This window comes from Chloroflexota bacterium, from assembly GCA_009840355.1.
Taxonomy (GTDB): domain Bacteria; phylum Chloroflexota; class Dehalococcoidia; order Lucifugimonadales; family JADFKI01; genus Bin90.
Genome location: VXNZ01000009.1, coordinates 111,184 through 128,388 on the forward strand (window position 1 = coordinate 111,184; position 17,205 = coordinate 128,388).

Annotated in this window: 16 protein-coding genes and 1 tRNA gene; 13 read left to right on the plus strand and 4 right to left on the minus strand. The window is 58.1% G+C overall.

The genetic code is table 11. From position 1 onward, the window contains the following. The first annotated feature begins 2 nt into the window (after window positions 1–2). From purH to F4X57_02140, 8 genes are all read left to right on the plus strand, one after another. Entirely contained in the window at window positions 3–1,523 is a 1,521-nt protein-coding gene (purH, locus tag F4X57_02105; protein MYC05966.1) for a bifunctional phosphoribosylaminoimidazolecarboxamide formyltransferase/IMP cyclohydrolase, read from the plus strand. A 158-nt stretch (window positions 1,524–1,681) separates the two neighbouring features. Continuing rightward, window positions 1,682–2,422, plus strand: a complete 741-nt coding sequence (locus F4X57_02110; GenBank protein ID MYC05967.1) for a glycosyltransferase family 2 protein — start codon at window positions 1,682–1,684, stop codon at window positions 2,420–2,422. Between the two features lie 121 nt (window positions 2,423–2,543). Then, window positions 2,544–3,254: a response regulator transcription factor gene (locus F4X57_02115; GenBank protein MYC05968.1), complete on the plus strand. Its 711-nt coding sequence runs from the start codon at window positions 2,544–2,546 to the stop codon at window positions 3,252–3,254. A gap of 47 nt (window positions 3,255–3,301) precedes the next feature. Beyond that, window positions 3,302–3,694, plus strand: a complete 393-nt coding sequence (locus tag F4X57_02120) for a hypothetical protein (protein MYC05969.1) — start codon at window positions 3,302–3,304, stop codon at window positions 3,692–3,694. An 88-nt stretch (window positions 3,695–3,782) separates the two neighbouring features. Continuing rightward, window positions 3,783–4,673 carry a branched-chain amino acid aminotransferase gene (locus tag F4X57_02125; protein MYC05970.1) on the plus strand — a complete coding sequence of 297 codons (891 nt, stop codon included), beginning with the start codon at window positions 3,783–3,785 and terminating at the stop codon, window positions 4,671–4,673. A gap of 30 nt (window positions 4,674–4,703) precedes the next feature. Then, complete coding sequence (locus F4X57_02130; GenBank protein ID MYC05971.1) at window positions 4,704–7,817, plus strand: N-6 DNA methylase; 3,114 nt, start codon at window positions 4,704–4,706, stop codon at window positions 7,815–7,817. A 178-nt stretch (window positions 7,818–7,995) separates the two neighbouring features. Further along, complete coding sequence (locus F4X57_02135) at window positions 7,996–8,382, plus strand: hypothetical protein (protein ID MYC05972.1); 387 nt, start codon at window positions 7,996–7,998, stop codon at window positions 8,380–8,382. Beyond that, window positions 8,369–9,136, plus strand: a complete 768-nt coding sequence (locus F4X57_02140; GenBank protein MYC05973.1) for a DUF1828 domain-containing protein — start codon at window positions 8,369–8,371, stop codon at window positions 9,134–9,136. The genes F4X57_02135 and F4X57_02140 overlap by 14 nt, the downstream gene beginning before the upstream one ends. Here the strand turns inward: F4X57_02140 and F4X57_02145 are convergent. Together F4X57_02145 and F4X57_02150 are read right to left on the minus strand one after the other, a co-directional pair. Then, a complete protein-coding gene (locus tag F4X57_02145; protein ID MYC05974.1) occupies window positions 9,129–9,761 on the minus strand; it encodes a ComF family protein in 633 nt (210 codons plus the stop codon). The genes F4X57_02140 and F4X57_02145 overlap by 8 nt on opposite strands. 193 nt (window positions 9,762–9,954) lie before the next feature. Next, entirely contained in the window at window positions 9,955–10,824 is an 870-nt protein-coding gene (locus tag F4X57_02150; GenBank protein ID MYC05975.1) for a 6-bladed beta-propeller, read from the minus strand. A gap of 155 nt (window positions 10,825–10,979) precedes the next feature. Here F4X57_02150 and F4X57_02155 point away from each other — a divergent pair, with 155 nt between their 5' ends. Further along, window positions 10,980–12,689 carry a DUF2075 domain-containing protein gene (locus F4X57_02155; GenBank protein ID MYC05976.1) on the plus strand — a complete coding sequence of 570 codons (1,710 nt, stop codon included), beginning with the start codon at window positions 10,980–10,982 and terminating at the stop codon, window positions 12,687–12,689. Between the two features lie 19 nt (window positions 12,690–12,708). On the opposite strand, the gene F4X57_02160 is transcribed toward F4X57_02155, so the two are convergent. Beyond that, entirely contained in the window at window positions 12,709–13,287 is a 579-nt protein-coding gene (locus F4X57_02160) for a tetratricopeptide repeat protein (GenBank protein ID MYC05977.1), read from the minus strand. Further along, window positions 13,250–14,053, minus strand: coding sequence for a tetratricopeptide repeat protein (locus F4X57_02165; protein MYC05978.1), 804 nt, complete (start codon window positions 14,051–14,053; stop codon window positions 13,250–13,252). Before F4X57_02165 ends, F4X57_02160 begins: the two co-directional genes overlap by 38 nt. Before the next feature lie 174 nt (window positions 14,054–14,227). Here F4X57_02165 and F4X57_02170 point away from each other — a divergent pair, with 174 nt between their 5' ends. The 4 genes from F4X57_02170 to F4X57_02185 all read left to right on the plus strand — a co-directional run bounded on the left by F4X57_02170 (window position 14,228) and on the right by F4X57_02185 (window position 17,198). Beyond that, window positions 14,228–14,440, plus strand: coding sequence for a hypothetical protein (locus F4X57_02170; GenBank protein MYC05979.1), 213 nt, complete (start codon window positions 14,228–14,230; stop codon window positions 14,438–14,440). Then, the gene (locus tag F4X57_02175; GenBank protein ID MYC05980.1) at window positions 14,406–15,848 is read left to right on the plus strand and encodes an Asp-tRNA(Asn)/Glu-tRNA(Gln) amidotransferase GatCAB subunit A; all 1,443 of its coding nucleotides are present in this window, start codon (window positions 14,406–14,408) and stop codon (window positions 15,846–15,848) included. Before F4X57_02170 ends, F4X57_02175 begins: the two co-directional genes overlap by 35 nt. A gap of 104 nt (window positions 15,849–15,952) precedes the next feature. Next, window positions 15,953–16,027: transfer RNA gene (locus F4X57_02180), tRNA-Pro, on the plus strand. Between the two features lie 82 nt (window positions 16,028–16,109). Then, on the plus strand, window positions 16,110–17,198 hold the full coding sequence (locus tag F4X57_02185; GenBank protein ID MYC05981.1) for a PQQ-binding-like beta-propeller repeat protein: 1,089 nt from the start codon (window positions 16,110–16,112) through the stop codon (window positions 17,196–17,198). The last annotated feature ends 7 nt before the right edge of the window (window positions 17,199–17,205 follow it).

Here is a 17,205-nt window from a genome sequence, read left to right on the forward strand (position 1 = left end):
TATTGAAAGCGCTCCTCAGCGTGTACGACAAGACCGGTATCATAGACTTCGCCCGCGCCCTGCACGACAGCGGACACGAACTCGTCAGCACGGGCAACACGCAGGCTACTATCGCCAGCGCAGGAATGCCTGCGCGGCATGTCGAGGACATTACCGGCTTTCCGCAGATTCTTGACGGGCGGGTGAAGTCGCTGCATCCGAAGATTTACGGCGGCATACTGGCGCGGCGCGACATCGCTGAGCATAACGCACAGCTGGCGGAACATGGCATCGGGACGATTGATGTTGTCGCCAGTAACTTGTACCCATTCGTGGACACAGTGAGTCGTTCGGACGCGACGCTGATTGACGCGCTGGAAAACATCGACATCGGCGGACCCACGATGATTCGCGGCGCTGCGAAGAACTTCCCGCATGTGATCGTCGTGGTCGATCCCGCGGACTACGGCTGGATTGGCGAGCGCCTCGCGTCGGGCGAAGACCTGACGCAGGACGAGCGGCGCTCACTCGCTCGCAAGGCGTTCCAGCATGTCGCGCTGTACGACACGACCATATCGCAGTATCTCGGCAGTGATGCGCTGGAGCCGGACGAGACGACATTCGGCTTCAGCCGTCTTACAGAATTACGCTATGGCGAGAATCCGCACCAGCGCGCCGGACTCTACGCCGCGCCGCTGTCGAGCGGCGGTATCGTGCGCGCCAAGCAGTTGCACGGCATCGATATGTCGTACACGAACTACCTCGACGCCGATGCCGCGTGGCGCGTTGTCGCCGATTTCACGCAGCCCGCAGCGACCGTCATCAAGCACACGAACCCGTGCGGTCTCGCCGTCCACGATGACCAACCCACGGCGTATCGCCGCGCGTTCGAGGGCGATTCGGTGTCGGCTTACGGTGGTATTGTCGCGTTCAATCGCGCGCTGACGACGGCAACGGCGCAAGCGATGCGGGGTGTCTTGTTCGATATCATCATCGCGCCCGGCTATGAATCGAACGCGCTCGACATATTACGCCGCCGCCGCAGAACGCGCCTGCTCGAAGTCGCGGCGGCGTCCGGCCCGCAGGAAGGGCTGGATGTGCGCCTCGTGTCTGGCGGCGCGCTGGTGCAGCAGGCAGACGAAATCGCGGAGTCCGCTGTGGACTGGAAAGTCGTCAGCGAACGCCAGCCTACGGACGCCGAACTCGCCGACCTAGAATTTGCGTGGAAGGCGGCTAAGCACATCAAGTCCAACACCATTGTGCTGGCGAAGGACAACACGCTCGTCGGCATGGGCGCGGGGCAGCCGAACCGGGTCGTAAGCGTTCATCTTGCGCTGCGCATCGCCGAGGACAAGGCTCAGGGCAGCGTTCTCGCGTCGGACGCTTTCTTCCCGTTCGCGGACAACATCGAGATGGCGGCATCGGGTGGCATAACGGCAATCGCGCAGCCCGGCGGCTCCATCCGCGACGACGAGGTTGTCGAAGCGGCGAATACGCATGGGATGACGATGTTGTTTACGGGGACGCGGCACTTTAGGCATTAGACGCAAGGAAATTAGGGTATGGAATGAAGTGGGTAAATTTCTTGTTCTTAATTTGATTTTGCCCCCACCCTAGCCTTACCCATTAGAGGGAAGATTCTTAACTTGCCGCGATGCTGACGCATTACGTCTTCGAATGCATTGAGAAGAACGCTCGAATTATGACCCAAAAATCCATTGACATTGTGATCCCGGTGCTAAATGAAGAGCGCGCCCTGCCGCAAAGCATACCCGTGCTTCACGCTCACCTTTCCGCGAACTTCAGCGCCTATGACTGGCGCATTCTGATCGCGGACAATGGATCGGATGACGGCACGCCGGAGGTTTCGGCGCGGTTGGCAGACGAGTATCCCGGTGTGTCGCCGTTCCGCCTCGAGGAGCGCGGGCGTGGGCTTGCGCTGCGCACGGCTTGGCTTGCATCCGAGGCGGACATTGTGGCGTATATGGACGTTGACCTATCGACAGACCTAGCGGCATTGCAGCCGTTGGTCGGCGCTATTGCTGATGGCGGATATGACATTGCCATCGGGTCGCGGCTGATGAAGGGCGCGCGCGTTGAACTGCGTCCGCTCAAGCGCGAAATCACATCGCGCGGGTACAGCATGCTCTTTCGCACGATGTTCTTCACCGGCTTCCGCGATGCGCAGTGCGGCTTCAAGGCAGTCAGCCGCCGCGCTGTCGATGCGCTCGTGCCGCTGATTCGCAACAACCGCTGGTTCTTCGACACCGAGTTGCTCATCCTTGCGGAGGCGAACGGCTTCAAGATTCGAGAGATCCCCGTCCATTGGACCGACGACCCCGACACACGCGTAAAGATACTCGGCACTGCTATCGAAGATGTCAAAGGGCTGCTGCGCCTGCGCTTCGGCGGCGTACCCCGTACCGGCACCCCCCGCACTTGAACCGACACGGCGTAATGGCATATATTCAATGGTGGATTTCAAGTGTAGGCGAACACTTGACGGTGAGCATGTATAGGTTCACCCCCCATCCTGACCTTCTCTCATCAAGTGGGAAGGGACAATGTACACGGTCGCCGCGGAGGGAAGCGCCCGGGCTATGGTGAGATCACATCCGTTGCAAGACAGCGCGCCGCAGGATGAATGGCTGGACGCCCTAGACGACGAGGGCATCGAAGTGCTGCTGGTCGAACGCATCACGGACATAGACACGCTTGACGCCGCCGCGCTGCCGCACATCGCAGTTCTGGACCTTGATACGCTGTCTCCTGCCGCCACGAAGGCATCGATAGAGCGCTGCGAGTCGATGAAATTGCCCGTCATCGCGCTTGTGCCAGCCGAAATGATCATCGACTTCGACTTGGACCTTGGCGTGAACGATTTCGCGCTCAGCCCGCCGGACACGGAAGAGATGGTTACGCGCGTCAAGCTGACGCTGCATCGCAACCGCGATCAGGAAGACGACGATGTGATACGCGCGGGTAACCTCGTCATCAACCCGTCCACCTACGAGGTAACGCTGCGTGGCAAGCGCGTGAACCTGCGTTTCAAGGAGTACGAGCTGCTGCGTCTGCTTGCGACGAACCCGGGCCGCGTATATTCGCGCGATGCGCTGCTCAGCAGCATCTGGGGCTACGACTACTTCGGCGGCACGCGCACAGTGGATGTGCACATCCGGCGGCTGCGCAGCAAAATCGAGGACGCCGAGCACCCGTACATCGAGACTATCTGGAATGTGGGGTATCGCTTCCGCGACTTTAACCAATCGAACTGACAGTGATAGACAAGATGTAAAGGACGAAAAGAAAAGTGCTTTGTGCGATGAGCAACGGAATTGTTAGGCTTGTCTTAGTTCTCACCGTCATGTCTGTGCTGATGTGCATTGCTTGCCAAGATACTGCCCCCCAAACGCTTGGTGAGAAAGTCGTCGCCATTGACGGGCAGGCCGCCTACGCCAAGAGGGCGGAGTACTTAATTCAGTCAATCGCATATGCGTGCTCTTTCTTGACAAGTGAAGATGACGTCTTAGATATGGCTATCAAGACGCGGGACACATTCCGAGACGATAGCGAAACTGAAGTGTCCGTGCTTCAAGTTTTGGAAGCGGCGAATGATAGCGTGATGTCTTCCGAAACTAGACCTGTCAATTGCGAAGAGGCATTTATCGGTGCTGTTGCATCTATCATCATAGAAGACATTTTTGCAGAACAGTGATCCTATGGATGTACAAGCGTCCTGCCAAATCTACACTCTCGCAGCGCGCAATGACTCTATAAATCCCAAAATCGAAAGGTAATTACCAATGACGCAAGAACGGGTCGTATATCTGAACGGTGAGATAATTCCGGAGAGCGAGGCGAAGATTTCGGTGCGCGACAGGGGCTTCCTGTACGGCGACGCAGTGTTCGACACCACGCGCACATTCAACGGCAAGATATTCAAACTGAGCGACCATCTTGACCGCTTCTTCAACTCCTTGAAGTACCTGCGTATGGAGCCGGGCTTGAGCAAGCAGCAGTTCGCGGACATCACGATGCAGGTGCTTGAGGCGAACTTGCCGCTGCTGGAGGAAAATGGCGACTACTGGGTAACGCAGCGCATCACGCGGGGCGTGCCCGGCGGCAGCCCGACGGTGCTGGTCGAGTGCGTGCCGCTGCCGTTCGAGCAGCGCGCCAAGCACTACCGCGACGGCATGCCCGTCATCGTGCCGTCCATCCGGCGCACTCCGCCCGAAGCGATGAGCCCGCGTGCCAAGATGCACAACTACATCAACCTAGTGCTTGCCACGCAAGAGGTCGAGGCGCAGAATCCGGACGCCTGGCCCATCCTTCTCGACATGCAAGGCAACCTGTGCGAGGGTCCCGGCGCGAACATCTTTCTGGTAAAGGACGGCGCAGTCTTGACGCCGCGCGAGCAGTACGTGCTTGCGGGCATCAGCCGCGAGACGGCGATAGACCTGGCGCACGAGCTGGACATCACAGTGCGCGAAGCCGACCTCGACCTGTACGACGCATACACCGCCGACGAAGCCTTCATCACATCCACAAGCTTCTGCATTGTGCCGGTGTCGTCGTTCAATGGCAATGTGATTGGCGACGCGGCGATCCCGGGCCCAGTCACGCAGCGGCTGACGCAGGCATACAGCGGCATGGTCGGCGTGGACATCCCCGGGCAGTACCTGGCGCGGTTGTAGAGGTTGTACGGATTGTAAGGAAGCAGCCGTATGCCACCTGACATCAACGATCCAAAATTCAAAAAACTTGCCGCCGCCGTTCTGCTGCGCCACGAGCGCGGGGATGCGGAAGCGAATATCACCAGTGCCATACGCGATTTCCTCATCGAAACGCAGCTCGCAAAGCCCGACGAAATCGTCGAGGAGAACCCGCCGTCGGACGGCTCGCGCCGCGCCGTTGATCTGACCGCGCTCGATACCTTCATCGAGGTCAAGCGTAGGGTCAGCAATATGCAGGCAGGCTTCAACCCAGATCCTGACTACGTGCAACAGATAGACGACTACCTCGCGCTTTCGGCGAATGAGGGCAAGGGCGTTCGCACCGGCATACTAACGGACGGCAAGTATTGGTTGCTGCGCTGGCACGGCGCAGGCGCGGTGAAGACGACCGCGACCTACGGCTTCACGCTCCTAAACGCCGACGGCTGGCTTACCCTCTACGAGTGGCTGCGCGATGACGCACTGGTCTCGCTCGAAAACATACCGCTTGACCGCGAAAGCATCGAGCGGCATCTCGGTCCCCAAAGTCCCGCCTACCAACGCGACATAGACACGCTGAAAAGGTTGTATGAGCGATCCGACGATAACGAAACCGTGAAGGTCAAGCGACGGCTGTGGCACGATCTGCTTCGCTCTGCGCTCGGCGAAATAGCGCGAGACAATGCCCAGATGGACGACCTTTTCGTGCGCCACACCTACCTCACGGCGGTCATCGGCATGGTCGTGCAGGCATCCTTCGGCATCGACATCCGCGCTCTGGCATCATCCAATCCCGCCGACCTGGTGTATGGGCGCGAGTTCCGCAACAAGACCGGCTTGCAGGGCGTCGTCGAGTCCGACTTCTTCGCATGGCCCGCCGAAGTCGGCGGCGTGAACCTGCTTGCGACCATGGCGCGGCGCGTGGCGCGCTTCGACTGGCAGCACGGCAGCGCCCCCAACGACATCGCCGCCCTGCTCTACGAGACGGTCATCCCGCCCGACGAGCGCCGCACGCTCGGCGAATACTACACCCCGCAATGGCTGGCGCGCGCCATGACCCGCGAACTCGTAACCGACCCGCTGAATCAGAGTGTTCTTGACCCCGCCTGCGGCTCAGGCACTTTCATCGCCGAAGCGATAGCCAACTTCATCGAAGCGGCAGAGAACTCAGATATGCACCCGTCCGAGACATTCGGCAAACTGCGCGATTCGGTCATAGGCATAGACATTCACCCCGTCGCCGTGCATCTCGCCCGCGCCGCCTATGTCCTCGCCGCCCGAACCGCAATCGAAGCCGCCTCCTACACATCCATCACCGTGCCCATATACATGGGAGACGCGCTCCAGCTCCGCTACCGCTCCGGCGACCTCTTCGCCGAGCGCGAAATCACCATTCAGGTCAACGACGACGCCAACACCGAGCTTGCCTTCCCCGTAAGCCTCGTGGAGCGGCCGGAGACATTCGACGCGCTCATGGGCGATGTTGCAGAGTACATCGAATCTGGCGAAGACCCCATGCTCGCGCTGGACGACCACCACATCAATGATAAAGCGGAGCGCGATGCACTCGCTGCCACCATCACCACGATGCAGCGCCTTCACGCCGAGGGACGCAACCACATCTGGGCGTACTACACGCGCAACATGGCGCGCCCGGTCGCCCTCTCCCGCGCGAAAGTGGATGTCATCATCGGCAACCCGCCGTGGATAAACTACAACCAGACCGTTGACATACTGCGAACCGAGCTGGTGCGCCACAGCCGAAACACCTACGGCATCTGGGCGGGCGGCAGATACGCCAGCAATCAGGATGTCGCCGGTCTGTTCTACGCTCGCAGCGTTGACCTATACCTGCGAGAGGGCGGCACTATTGGAATGGTGCTGCCGCACAGCGCATTGCAGGCAGGACAGTACAGTAAGTGGCGTACTGGCGCATGGCGCGGCAGCCAGGGAACGCGCACGCTATCCGTAGATTTCGGATACAAGACGGCGTGGGACTTGGAACGCTTGCAGCCCAATACATTCTTCCCCGTGCCTTCGTCTGTTGTGTTCGCCAGAAATCTCGGGCTTGCCGCAAACGCGATTCCGCTCGCTGGCGAAATAGAACGCTGGCTTGGAAGCGCAGGCGCAGACAATGTTCAGCGCGTGAGCGTAGCTATAATCGATACATCCGCAGCGGGGAATTCATCTTACGCCGGATACTCTCGTCAAGGCGCTGCAATTCGTCCGCGCCGCTTGATATTCGTGGAACGAATCGAGAATTCGGCAATCTTTCAAGCGCGCAACACAATCACTGTGAACCCACGGCGCGGCTCAAGCGACAAAGCACCTTGGAAAAACCTTGACCTTACGGCAATTACGGAGCAGACGATAGAGACATCGCATGTATTCGATGTCTATCTCAACGAAAGCCTTGTTCCTTACACAACGCTCGAACCCCTAAAAGCAGTCTTGCCATTGAAGACAGATGATAATGAACTGCCTATAGATGAAAGCGGCGTTGGCGGTATAAGACTAGGTGGATTGGAGCGGCGCATGCGCGCGCGCTGGCAGACCGTCTGCAAGATGTGGGAGGACAATAAAGCACGGGCTAACAAGCTAGACTTGCTTGCAAGCATAGACCACTACGGCAAACTATCCGCGCAACTTGAGTGGCAATATGATCACGGCGACCGTCCAATTCGTATTCTACAAAGTGAAGCTGGCGAGCCGACAGCAGCCCTGCTTTCTCAAGACACAGCGATGGTTGATGAGACGCTTTACTGGATTACCTGCAAAGACATAGCCGAAGCGCATTACCTACTCGCCATTATCAACAGCGATGCTATGGCGGAAGCCGTAAGTCCGCTCATGCCCAAGGGACAATTCGGCGCGCGCCACTTACACAAGCACCTGTGGAAGCTGCCCATCCTCGAATACGACGGCGGCAACGCCCTGCACGCGGACATATCGGACGCAGGCAAGTCGGCGGCAGACGGCGCGGCGCGCGAACTTGCGTTGCTGAAGCAGGAACGCGGCGATGATGTCAGCGTCAGGATAGCGCGGCGGGAACTGCGGGCGTGGCTGCGTTCCAGCGAAGAGGGCAAGCGCGTCGAGGCGTCGGTCGAGGAGTTGCTAGGTGGGTGAGAGTGCCGCCGCGCGAGGGCGTGTGATAGAATGCGTCAACGCATGAACCGAGCGATTGCAGGGAACTTGGATGTTGACTGACCAGCAAATTCTGGACTTGATAGCTTGCCCTAAGACGATAGTGCAAAAGAATCCTGCTAGGGGATATAGAGAAGAAAATCGCCAAAGGCGATGTGACTTGGAGTTGCAAGCCAGCGAGGACAATTCCCTGATATTTTCCGTTTTCGTCCGTCACAGCACTGAGTTCATAGAAAACTACTCAATCGGCCTACGGTATCAGACTAACGAAAGCAGACTAGGGACTGTTACCCTCGTCCGCTACAATGGGCCGCACGGCGAGACCAGCAGAGACCCGGATGGACATTACGCCCTGTCGCACATCCACCGCATTACGGCGTCCGAATTGGCGTCTGGCAGCGCTCAGCCGCAAGAAAGACATCGGGAAATTACTAACAGATATGGCACATTCGAGCAGGCTCTAGCCGTTTTCTTCACAGATACGGGCATAGTTAACCCCGAATATTATTTCATGCTGCAAGGGAGTCTCTTCGATGGATATTGCTAGCGTCGAGGCATCTTTGGAACGGTCGCAAAGCGTCGGATTCGACATTCACGAGCGACGCACCGGGAAATACCAACTCATCGTTCCCATACTCCACGAGGACGGCGACATGGTGGATGTGTATCTGCAAGAAAGCCCTCGCGGTGAAGGCTATGTTCGCGTGTGCGATTTTGGATTGACGCTCATGCGCCTCTCATACACCTATGACATAAACACAGACACGAAGCGTCGAATTTTTGAAAGCATCCTCATTAACAATGGCGTAGAGAATGACGGCGGCAATCTGTATTTGGATACATCCCTTGGTATGCTACGCGAAGGTATCCTGCAATTTGTGGGTTGCGCGCAGAAAGTGTGCAATATGCGCTACTGGGGAAGAGAGGTTATTCGCAGCGCGTTTTACGATGATTTGAAGGCATACATTACCTCCGACTTGACGCAGTTCGAGCCGCTCGCCGAACAATATCCTATTCCCGACTATCCAATCAGCGTCGATTGGCGACTGACGCATAACAATCGCGATTTCTATGTGTTTGGAGTGCGGGGCAGTGACAAGGCGAAGGTCGTGACCATAGCCTTGCTAGAGTTCCAAAAGGCAAACCTGCCTTTTATGAGTCTCGTAGTTCACGAAGATATGGAGGAGTTGGGGACAAAAGAAAGGTATTATCTCACAAATAACGCTGACACTCAGTACCCGGCGCTGAATGAGTTCCGCGACAAAGCCGCCACTGACATTAACAGGTTTGCTATCATATAGTCCGCCACTGAACATCCTCCACGCCACCAGCATCCTTGTCGTCATCCCCAAACGACCCTTGCCGCGCGAATCCAATTCCCCAGACATGCGTTGCTCCAGCGTCTTTGAGCGCGGCGGCGCAGGCGGACATGGTGCTGCCGGTGGTTACCACATCGTCGATGAGGATGTATCGCTTGCCGTTGGCGCTGATGGCGCACTCGAAGGCGTCGGCGATGTTGCGCTGTCGCGCGCCCGCCGTGTCCATGCTGACCTGCGGCGGCGTATGGCGCGAACGCCGCAGCGCATCCGCATCGACGTCAACGCCCGTCATCGCGCTCAGCTCGCGGGCGATTAGCGCGGACTGGTTGAAGCCGCGACTGCGCTCGCGGCGCGGGTGCAGAGGCACGGGGCAGTATGCGTCCGCAGGATATGGATTGCGCTGCAAGTAGTCCGCGAGCAGGCGCGCGACATACGGCGCGGCGATTCGCACTCCGCGATACTTCAAGTCGTGGACGATTCGCCGCGCCGGTCCGCGAAACTCGAATGGTGCTCTCACGCTGTCGAATGCGGGCGCGCTGCTGCGGCATGAATCGCACAGTTGTGGCACTTTCGGCGCGGCGCACACGAAGCAGTACGGACGCCCCATCGCGGGCAGTTCGACCTCGCAAGCGTGGCAAATGTATCGCCCTTCGCGCCCGCATACAACGCACCGCTCTGGCAGCGCGAGGTTGAGCAGCGCATTTGTCGCGCGCTGCAGTATGTCGGTAGTTCGGTTGGTCAGTGTGCCAGTCCCTTATCCCGTCCTGCGCATCGTCCTGCCCATAGATGAAAGTCAGAGATTACGCACGCACGAACTTGGAAACTCGCTCGCCTTGACCTATTTCGGTTACATAGATGCTGCCCTGCGAGTCCACGCAGATGCCGTGGCCGCCGATGACGCTGCCCGCCGCCGCGCCCTCGTCGCTGCCACGCCAGCGCGACAGCAGCTCGCCGTCCAGCGTCCAGATGCTCACACCCGTGCCGGCGCCCTGTTCCACCACATAGACGGTGCTGTCGTGAATCCACAGGTCGCCCGGCGACTCCATATCCGTCCACTCTTCGATGAAGTTGCCCTCGCCGTCGAACAGCTGAATGCGGTTATTCTCGCGGTCGGCGATAATCACCCTGCCGCGCTCGTCCACCCAGATGTTGTGCAGCAGCGCGAACTCGCCGGGGCCCGTGCCCTGCTTGCCCCATGACAGCAGCAGCTCGCCGTCCGCGCTGAACTTGTGGACTCGGTGTCCGCCGTATCCGTCCGAGACGAACATATTGCCGTCCGGCGCGATGGCGAGACCCGACGGCATATTGAACGGCATCCCCTGGAATGATGGCGACGGCGCGAGCTTATTGCCGAGTGTGCGGATAGTCTCGCCGCCGGGGGTATATTCGGTGGCGATGTGGAAATCGCGGTCAACCAGCCAGACATTGTCGTTCGGCGCGATGTAGATGCCGTGCGGATTCGCGGAGAAAGTGCCTTCGCCCCACGACGAGATGAAATTGCCATCCGTGTCCCAGATAGTCAGCGGATGCGCGCCCCTGCTGAAGATATACACCTCGTCCTTGGAGTTCACCGCGCCGTCGGACGCCGCGCCGAAAGCCCAATACTTGGGCATATTCGGCCAAACCGGAACTCGCTCATACTGATAATCGCCGGAGCCTACTGTTGCCATGTTGTTTCTCCTCGTGAATTCAAGATTGGTTTTGTTCGGGGATGATTGTATGTTGGGGTAGTGGGATAGTCAAATTGGGGCATAGCATCACCGCCTTGAACCACAACGGACGCATTGATACACTGAATTGCAATTTAAGTTGATAGGTACGCTACATGCCGATAATGGTTCCGTCGGAGCTTCCGGACGACGCCCCGCAATCCGAGAAAATTGTATTCGAGCATCTCAAGTCCTCTTGGCATGCACGCTCCTGGAGGATTTATCATTCGGTATATGTGGACAATCCCAATAATCCCACAAGACCGCGCGAGATAGATTTCGTCATCTGCATACCGGAGCGTAGCGCCGTTATCTGTGTAGAAGCGAAAGGTGGCAGGTATCGGACATTGGAAGGTGGCAGACAATGGCAGAGTATTGGCGGTAATGAAATCCTGAATCCTGCGCCGCCTGAGCAAGCCAGAACCGCCATGTTCGCCTTGAAGAACGAACTCGTGAGATTGGGCGTAGTCAAGCGGGACGCCGAGTCCTACATCTCTTTCGGATGCGCGATTGCCCTTCCCGACGGCAACTTTCCACAGGGCGCGAGATTGCCTAGGCAATCTCTGATTCTGGAACAACTTGACATCGACGACCCTTCGCGTCTAACTGATAAGATAAACCAATACGCCTACGCATTAGGTGGAAGAGCGCCCGTAGATGAGAAAGAGCGACTTGCGGCGCGGTTAGAGTTCAATGCCGTAATAGACTTCTTGGAGCGTGAGGAAGAGATGCAATCCCCCATAGTAACCTCCGGCTATCTCGATACCGTCCGCGAGTTGCTGCGCCTGACGCCCGAACAGCAAGCAAGCCAAGCGATTACCGCGAGCAATGACCGCTGCATCATCGACGGCGCAGCAGGCACGGGCAAGACGGTTCTCGCCAAGGAACTCGCGCGGCGGCTTTGTGAAGACAATGGCGAGTCCGTAGCGTTTCTGTGCAGCAATCCGGTTTTCGTAGAACATGACCTGAACGAATGGGTGAAGGCGCTTAGTACCGACAACGGCGGCAAAGTCATCGTAGGCACGCCCGATACCCTGCCGCAAGACGCCGTTTTCGACTACCTCGTTATCGACGAAGCTCAAAACCTTTGCGCCGACCCGTTCTTCGACCTTTTCGACAGACTTCTGAAAGATGGGCTTGTCAACGGACGCTGGACAATGTTCGGCGATTTCGTCAACCAGAATATCGTTTCGCCCGATATAAGCAACGGCAGCGACGGCAAAGACACGCTAAAAGCCAAGTACGAAAATATCAATTGGGTCAACTACCCCCTGACCGTCAATTGTCGCAACACACAGGACATTGCCTTGGAGACTTATAAGCTAGTTCGCATAGACGCGCCCACGATGCCCGGCGTGCGCGGGCCGGCGGTCGAGTTCGACTACTTCGGCTCACAGTCCGAGTTGGGCGACATACTGGACAAGCATGTGAGCAATTGGCAGAGTAACGGCGTTTCATCTATGCAGATAGTCCTACTGACCAGCGCCAACGGAGGCGAGTTCGACGCGACGCGCACCTATGGCGGCTCGAAGCTGGTCAATATACGCGAGTCGCAAGAGGGGCAAGGTGAAGCGATGTTGCGCTACAGCGACATCTACGACTTCCAAGGACTGGAGAGCGACGTGGTTATCCTTGTGCTTCCAGTAACCGAAGACCAAGCGGTTATCGGAGGAGTAGTTACTCTGCCCAGCGAGAATCACATGCGGAGGATGTTCTACATTGGCATGAGCCGGGCAAGAACCGTGCTAGTTATCGTGGCAGAAGAGAGTTACAGGGAAGCGATAGAACTGCGTAGGGAACTATTTGACGAAATACGGAATTATTAGTTCCCTCGACGCAACTCCACTATTTCCTGTTCTTCAAGTTCTCCAAGTGTCGATCTATCTTTGCCGCGAACTCGCTCCCAAGTTTGCTCGCTTTCATGAAACACATCTCGGCTGAAAGCAAATCGTTCAGGAAGAGAGACCGCACTCCAGTATAGTAATAGTCGAACTCGCTCTTGCGCGGGCTGTTCACCACGCTCTTCAGCAACTCCATAGCAAGTTCTATACTACCATCTATCGCGACAAATTTCTTATCGATAAAGTCGGCTTCATAATTGGGACACAGTCTTACGGCGTCATCTAAATCCGCAATGGTGCGGTCTTGATCACCAAGAATAGCGTAGGTAATTCCCCTGTTAAGATATGGGTAGGCGTGGTTAGGATTTATGCCAATGGCCTTGGCGTAATTCTCAATGGCATGGATATAATCGCCATTACCATAATATGCTAGTCCTTTGTTATTGTAGGCCTCAGGAAAGTCTGGGGTTAGACTGATGGCTTTGTCATAGTCGGCAATAGCACGGTCGTATTCACCTTTGTCTTTATAGGCACATCCCCTGTTGTTATAGGCTAAGGTAAGGGTCGATTTTGATAGCCTCATCTAAGTTCTGAATAGCACGGTCGTATTCACCCTTGCGATAGTAAGAAAGTCCCATGTTGTTGTACGATTCAGCATAGTCTGGATTGATTTCGATGGCCTTGGCAAAGTCCAGGATGGCACGGTCATATTGGTTTTTGCTTCCGTAGGCGATGCCCCTGCTATAGTAGGCTAGGGCAAAGTTGGGATCAATGTCGATAGCTTTGCTGTAATCTCGAATGGCACGATCATATTCATCCTTAACCTCGTACACGCTTCCCTTGCCCAAGTATGCCGTTGTATGTTCCGGGTTAATGTCGATAGCCTTATCGTAGTCTTCTAAAGCTCGGTCATCTTCGCCCTTCATGCCGTGTATTGTTCCCCTGGCCAAGTAGGAATCAATATATTCTGGGTTGATGTCGATGGCCTTATCGTAATTTTTCTTAGCGTAGTCATATTCACGCATACTGCCGTGGAAGTTTCCCTTATTGTAGAAGGCTTCAGCATAGTCAAGATGCGTCAGCGTCGAATTGAGCTTAGTCGCCCTCTCATAGTCCCTAATCGCATCTGAAAATCTGCCTTCCTGAACGCGCACAAGCCCTCTGCCAAAGTAGGCTTCCGCACAGTCAGGGTCAAGCCTGATTGCGTCGCTGTAATCCCTGAGCGCGCTAGCGTAGTGCATCCTACCGCGCTCACGGTAATAGTCGCCACGCTCCACACGCAGAGCGGCGTTACTCGGTTCGCGCCTGATTGCCTTGTCAAGTTCCCGTCTGCTTCTGCGCTCGCTCATACGCCAATCCCTCAACGCGCCCCTGCCTTTTCGATACACTCACATATTATACATCTATACATCCTCAAACCGCGTTTCACGCTTGCTTGCGCCGCCAAACCTGATACAATCCCACAAAATCCTCCCCATCCTGTCCATAAATGTTAGTTCCCCATAATGCTGGAGCCATCCCCAATGCCCAACATAACCCCAACCGAAATCCAAGCCCTTGCCCGCATCGCCGGCATAACCATCGCAGACGACGAGCGCGCCGAAACCATCGCGGCGCGGCTGGAGTCCGTGCTGGAGGCGCTGGACGAGTTCCCGGCGGACGCGCTGGCTGCGGCTGAGCCTGCGATTGCCTTCACGCCGTATGCGGACGACGCAAGCGAGGCTGATGATGAGTAATGCCCCGCTTCATTTCAAGCCGATTACCGAGCAGGCGGCGTTGCTGCGCTCCGGCGAACTGTCGCCCGTGGAACTGACGCAAGCGTACCTCGATCGCATCGATGCGCTCAATGGCGAGCTGGGCGCGTACATCACCGTAATGGGCGAGCAGGCGTTGGCGCAGGCGCATCAAGCCGCAGCGGATATGCAGGCGGGCGCTGACAAGGGCGCGCTGCACGGCATCCCCGTCGGCATCAAGGACATTATCTACACTGACGGCGTGCTCACATCGGGCGGCTCGAAGGTGCTGGCGGACTTCGTGCCGGACTCGGATTCGACCATCGTGCGCATGCTCGACGCCGCCGGCGCGGTGCTGCTGGGCAAGCTGAACCTCAGCGAGTTTGCCGTTGGCGGCACTATCGACCATCCTTTTGGCACGCCGCGCAACCCGTGGAACACGAACCACACGGCGGGCGGGTCAAGCAGCGGCTCGGGCATCGCGGCGGCGGGCGGACTTTGCGCCGGCGCGCTCGGTTCGGATACCGGCGGCAGCGTGCGCGGACCGGCCGGGTTCTGCGGCATCGTCGGGCTGCGTCCAACTTATGGCCGGGTTACGCGGCAAGGCGTGCTCGCGATGTGCTGGTCGATGGATACCGTCGGCCCGATGACGCGCACGGTCGCGGACTGCGCGCTGATGCTGAACGCCATCGCAGGCAAGGACGCGCTCGATCCGACTTCGAGCGACGCGCCTGTGCCTGATTACGCGGCGAATCTCGATGACGGCGTGCGTGGCTTGCGCATCGGCATGCCGACCGAGATGTTCGACTACGAAGGTTTGGACGCGGATGTGCGCGAATCCGTGCTGCGCGCCGTCAGCGTGCTGGAAGAGCACGGCGCGACTGCCGACGAGATGTCGCTGCCGATGAGTGAGAACAGCGGCGCTGTGTTCATCGGTACGGCGGATGTGGACTGCGCGGCGTATCACGCGAACTGGCTGCGGACGCGCCCGGACGACTACGACTGGAGCACGCGCACACGGCTGGAAACCGCGTCGCTCGCGCCTGCGTGGGCGTATCTGCGCGCGCAGCGAGCGCGAGAACTAATCCGCCGTGAACTCCATGCCGCGCTGGACAAGTACGACATCATCGCGCTGCCCACGGGCCCCGTCGCCGCGCCGCCAATAGAAGAATCGACAGGCAAGCCGGGTGGGTATTACCAGGGCAGGCTGGATTTGGGACGGCGACGCTACACAAGCCCGGCTGCGCTCGCCGGACTGCCCGCGCTTTCCGTGCCATGTGGCTTCTCGGACGCGGGCTTGCCCATCGGCATGCAGCTAATTGGCAAGCCTTTCGCCGAGCAGACGCTGTTCCAAGTGGGGCAGGCATACGAAACCGCGACAGAATGGCACGCGCGGCATCCGGCGGTGTGAACGATTAGCCCTTAATCCTTGCCAATGCTGCTGTGTGCGCTTATCATCTTCATGTGGGCGTCGCCGCAACTCGCATGGATTCGGTTCGCCTGCTTGCAGAATGTCGGGGTGTAGCGCAGCGGGAGCGCGCCTGCTTTGGGAGCAGGAGGTCGCCGGTTCAATCCCGGCCACCCCGACCACGATAGTCTGTCAGACCCTTCCGCATCCCCGCTTCACCCCCACGAACACCAGCACACCGACCGAAAGCCTGAGAAACTCCCCATGCCCATTGACCAACAGACGCAGCGGCGCATTATGCGGCTTGGCGTTACGGCGCTGGACGAAGAGCGCGCTTGCCCCGGATATGTGCTGTTCACGCCGAATTTCGGACCGGGCGAGCCGCGCCTCATCGACCTACACGGCAATATCGTCCACAAGTGGCAGATGCCGTATCCACCCGCGTTCTGGGGCTACTTGCTGCCCAATGGCAACCTGTTCTACGGCGGAAGAGCGCAGGACGACACGCCCTTGCCTTTCCCCAATTGGGCGATCCTGAAGGGCGGCGCGATGCTCGAAGCGGACTGGCAGGGCAATGTCGTCTGGGAACACAAGGACCCGATGCACCACCACGATGCGCGGCGCACGGAGTCCGGCGGCGCGCTGTATCTCGGATTGTATCGCGTGCCGGACGACTTCGCCAAGACGGTGAAGGGCGGCATCCCGGTGGAAGAGGGCAACGATATGTGGGCGGACGAGCTGGTCGAGGTGGACGCAGACGGTAATCGCGTCTGGTCGTGGCTGGCGCATGAGCATTTGGATGTGGAGACGGAAGTGCTGACATTCAACCATCCGCGCGAGAACTGGACGCACGGCAACACTATCGCGCCACTGCCGAACGACCGCGTGCTAGTCAGCTTCCGCAGCATATCGACGGTGTGTATCATCGACAAGGCGACGGGCGATGTAGAGTGGAAGCTGGGCGGCGATGTGCTCGCGCAGCAGCACGACCCGTGTATGCTGGACAACGGCAATGTGCTCATCTTCGACAACGGCACGCAGCGGCACAACGACGCGTTCATCTTCTCTCGCGTAATCGAAGTTGACCCTTCCACGAACGAAATCGTATGGGAATACCGCGACCGGCCGATGCTCAACTTCCACAGCAACATAATATCCGGAGCGCGTCGGCTGCCAAACGGCAACACTCTGATAGCGGAGGGCTTCTTCGGGCGCATATTTCAGGTTACGCCCGAAGGCGAAGTCGTGTGGGAATACATCAATCCGGAGTTCCCCGAAAACCCGTTCTTCGGAGAAAGCAACGCCGTCTTCCGCGCAGAACACTACATGCCGGGGGAGATTACGGGGCTGTAGCCGGTAC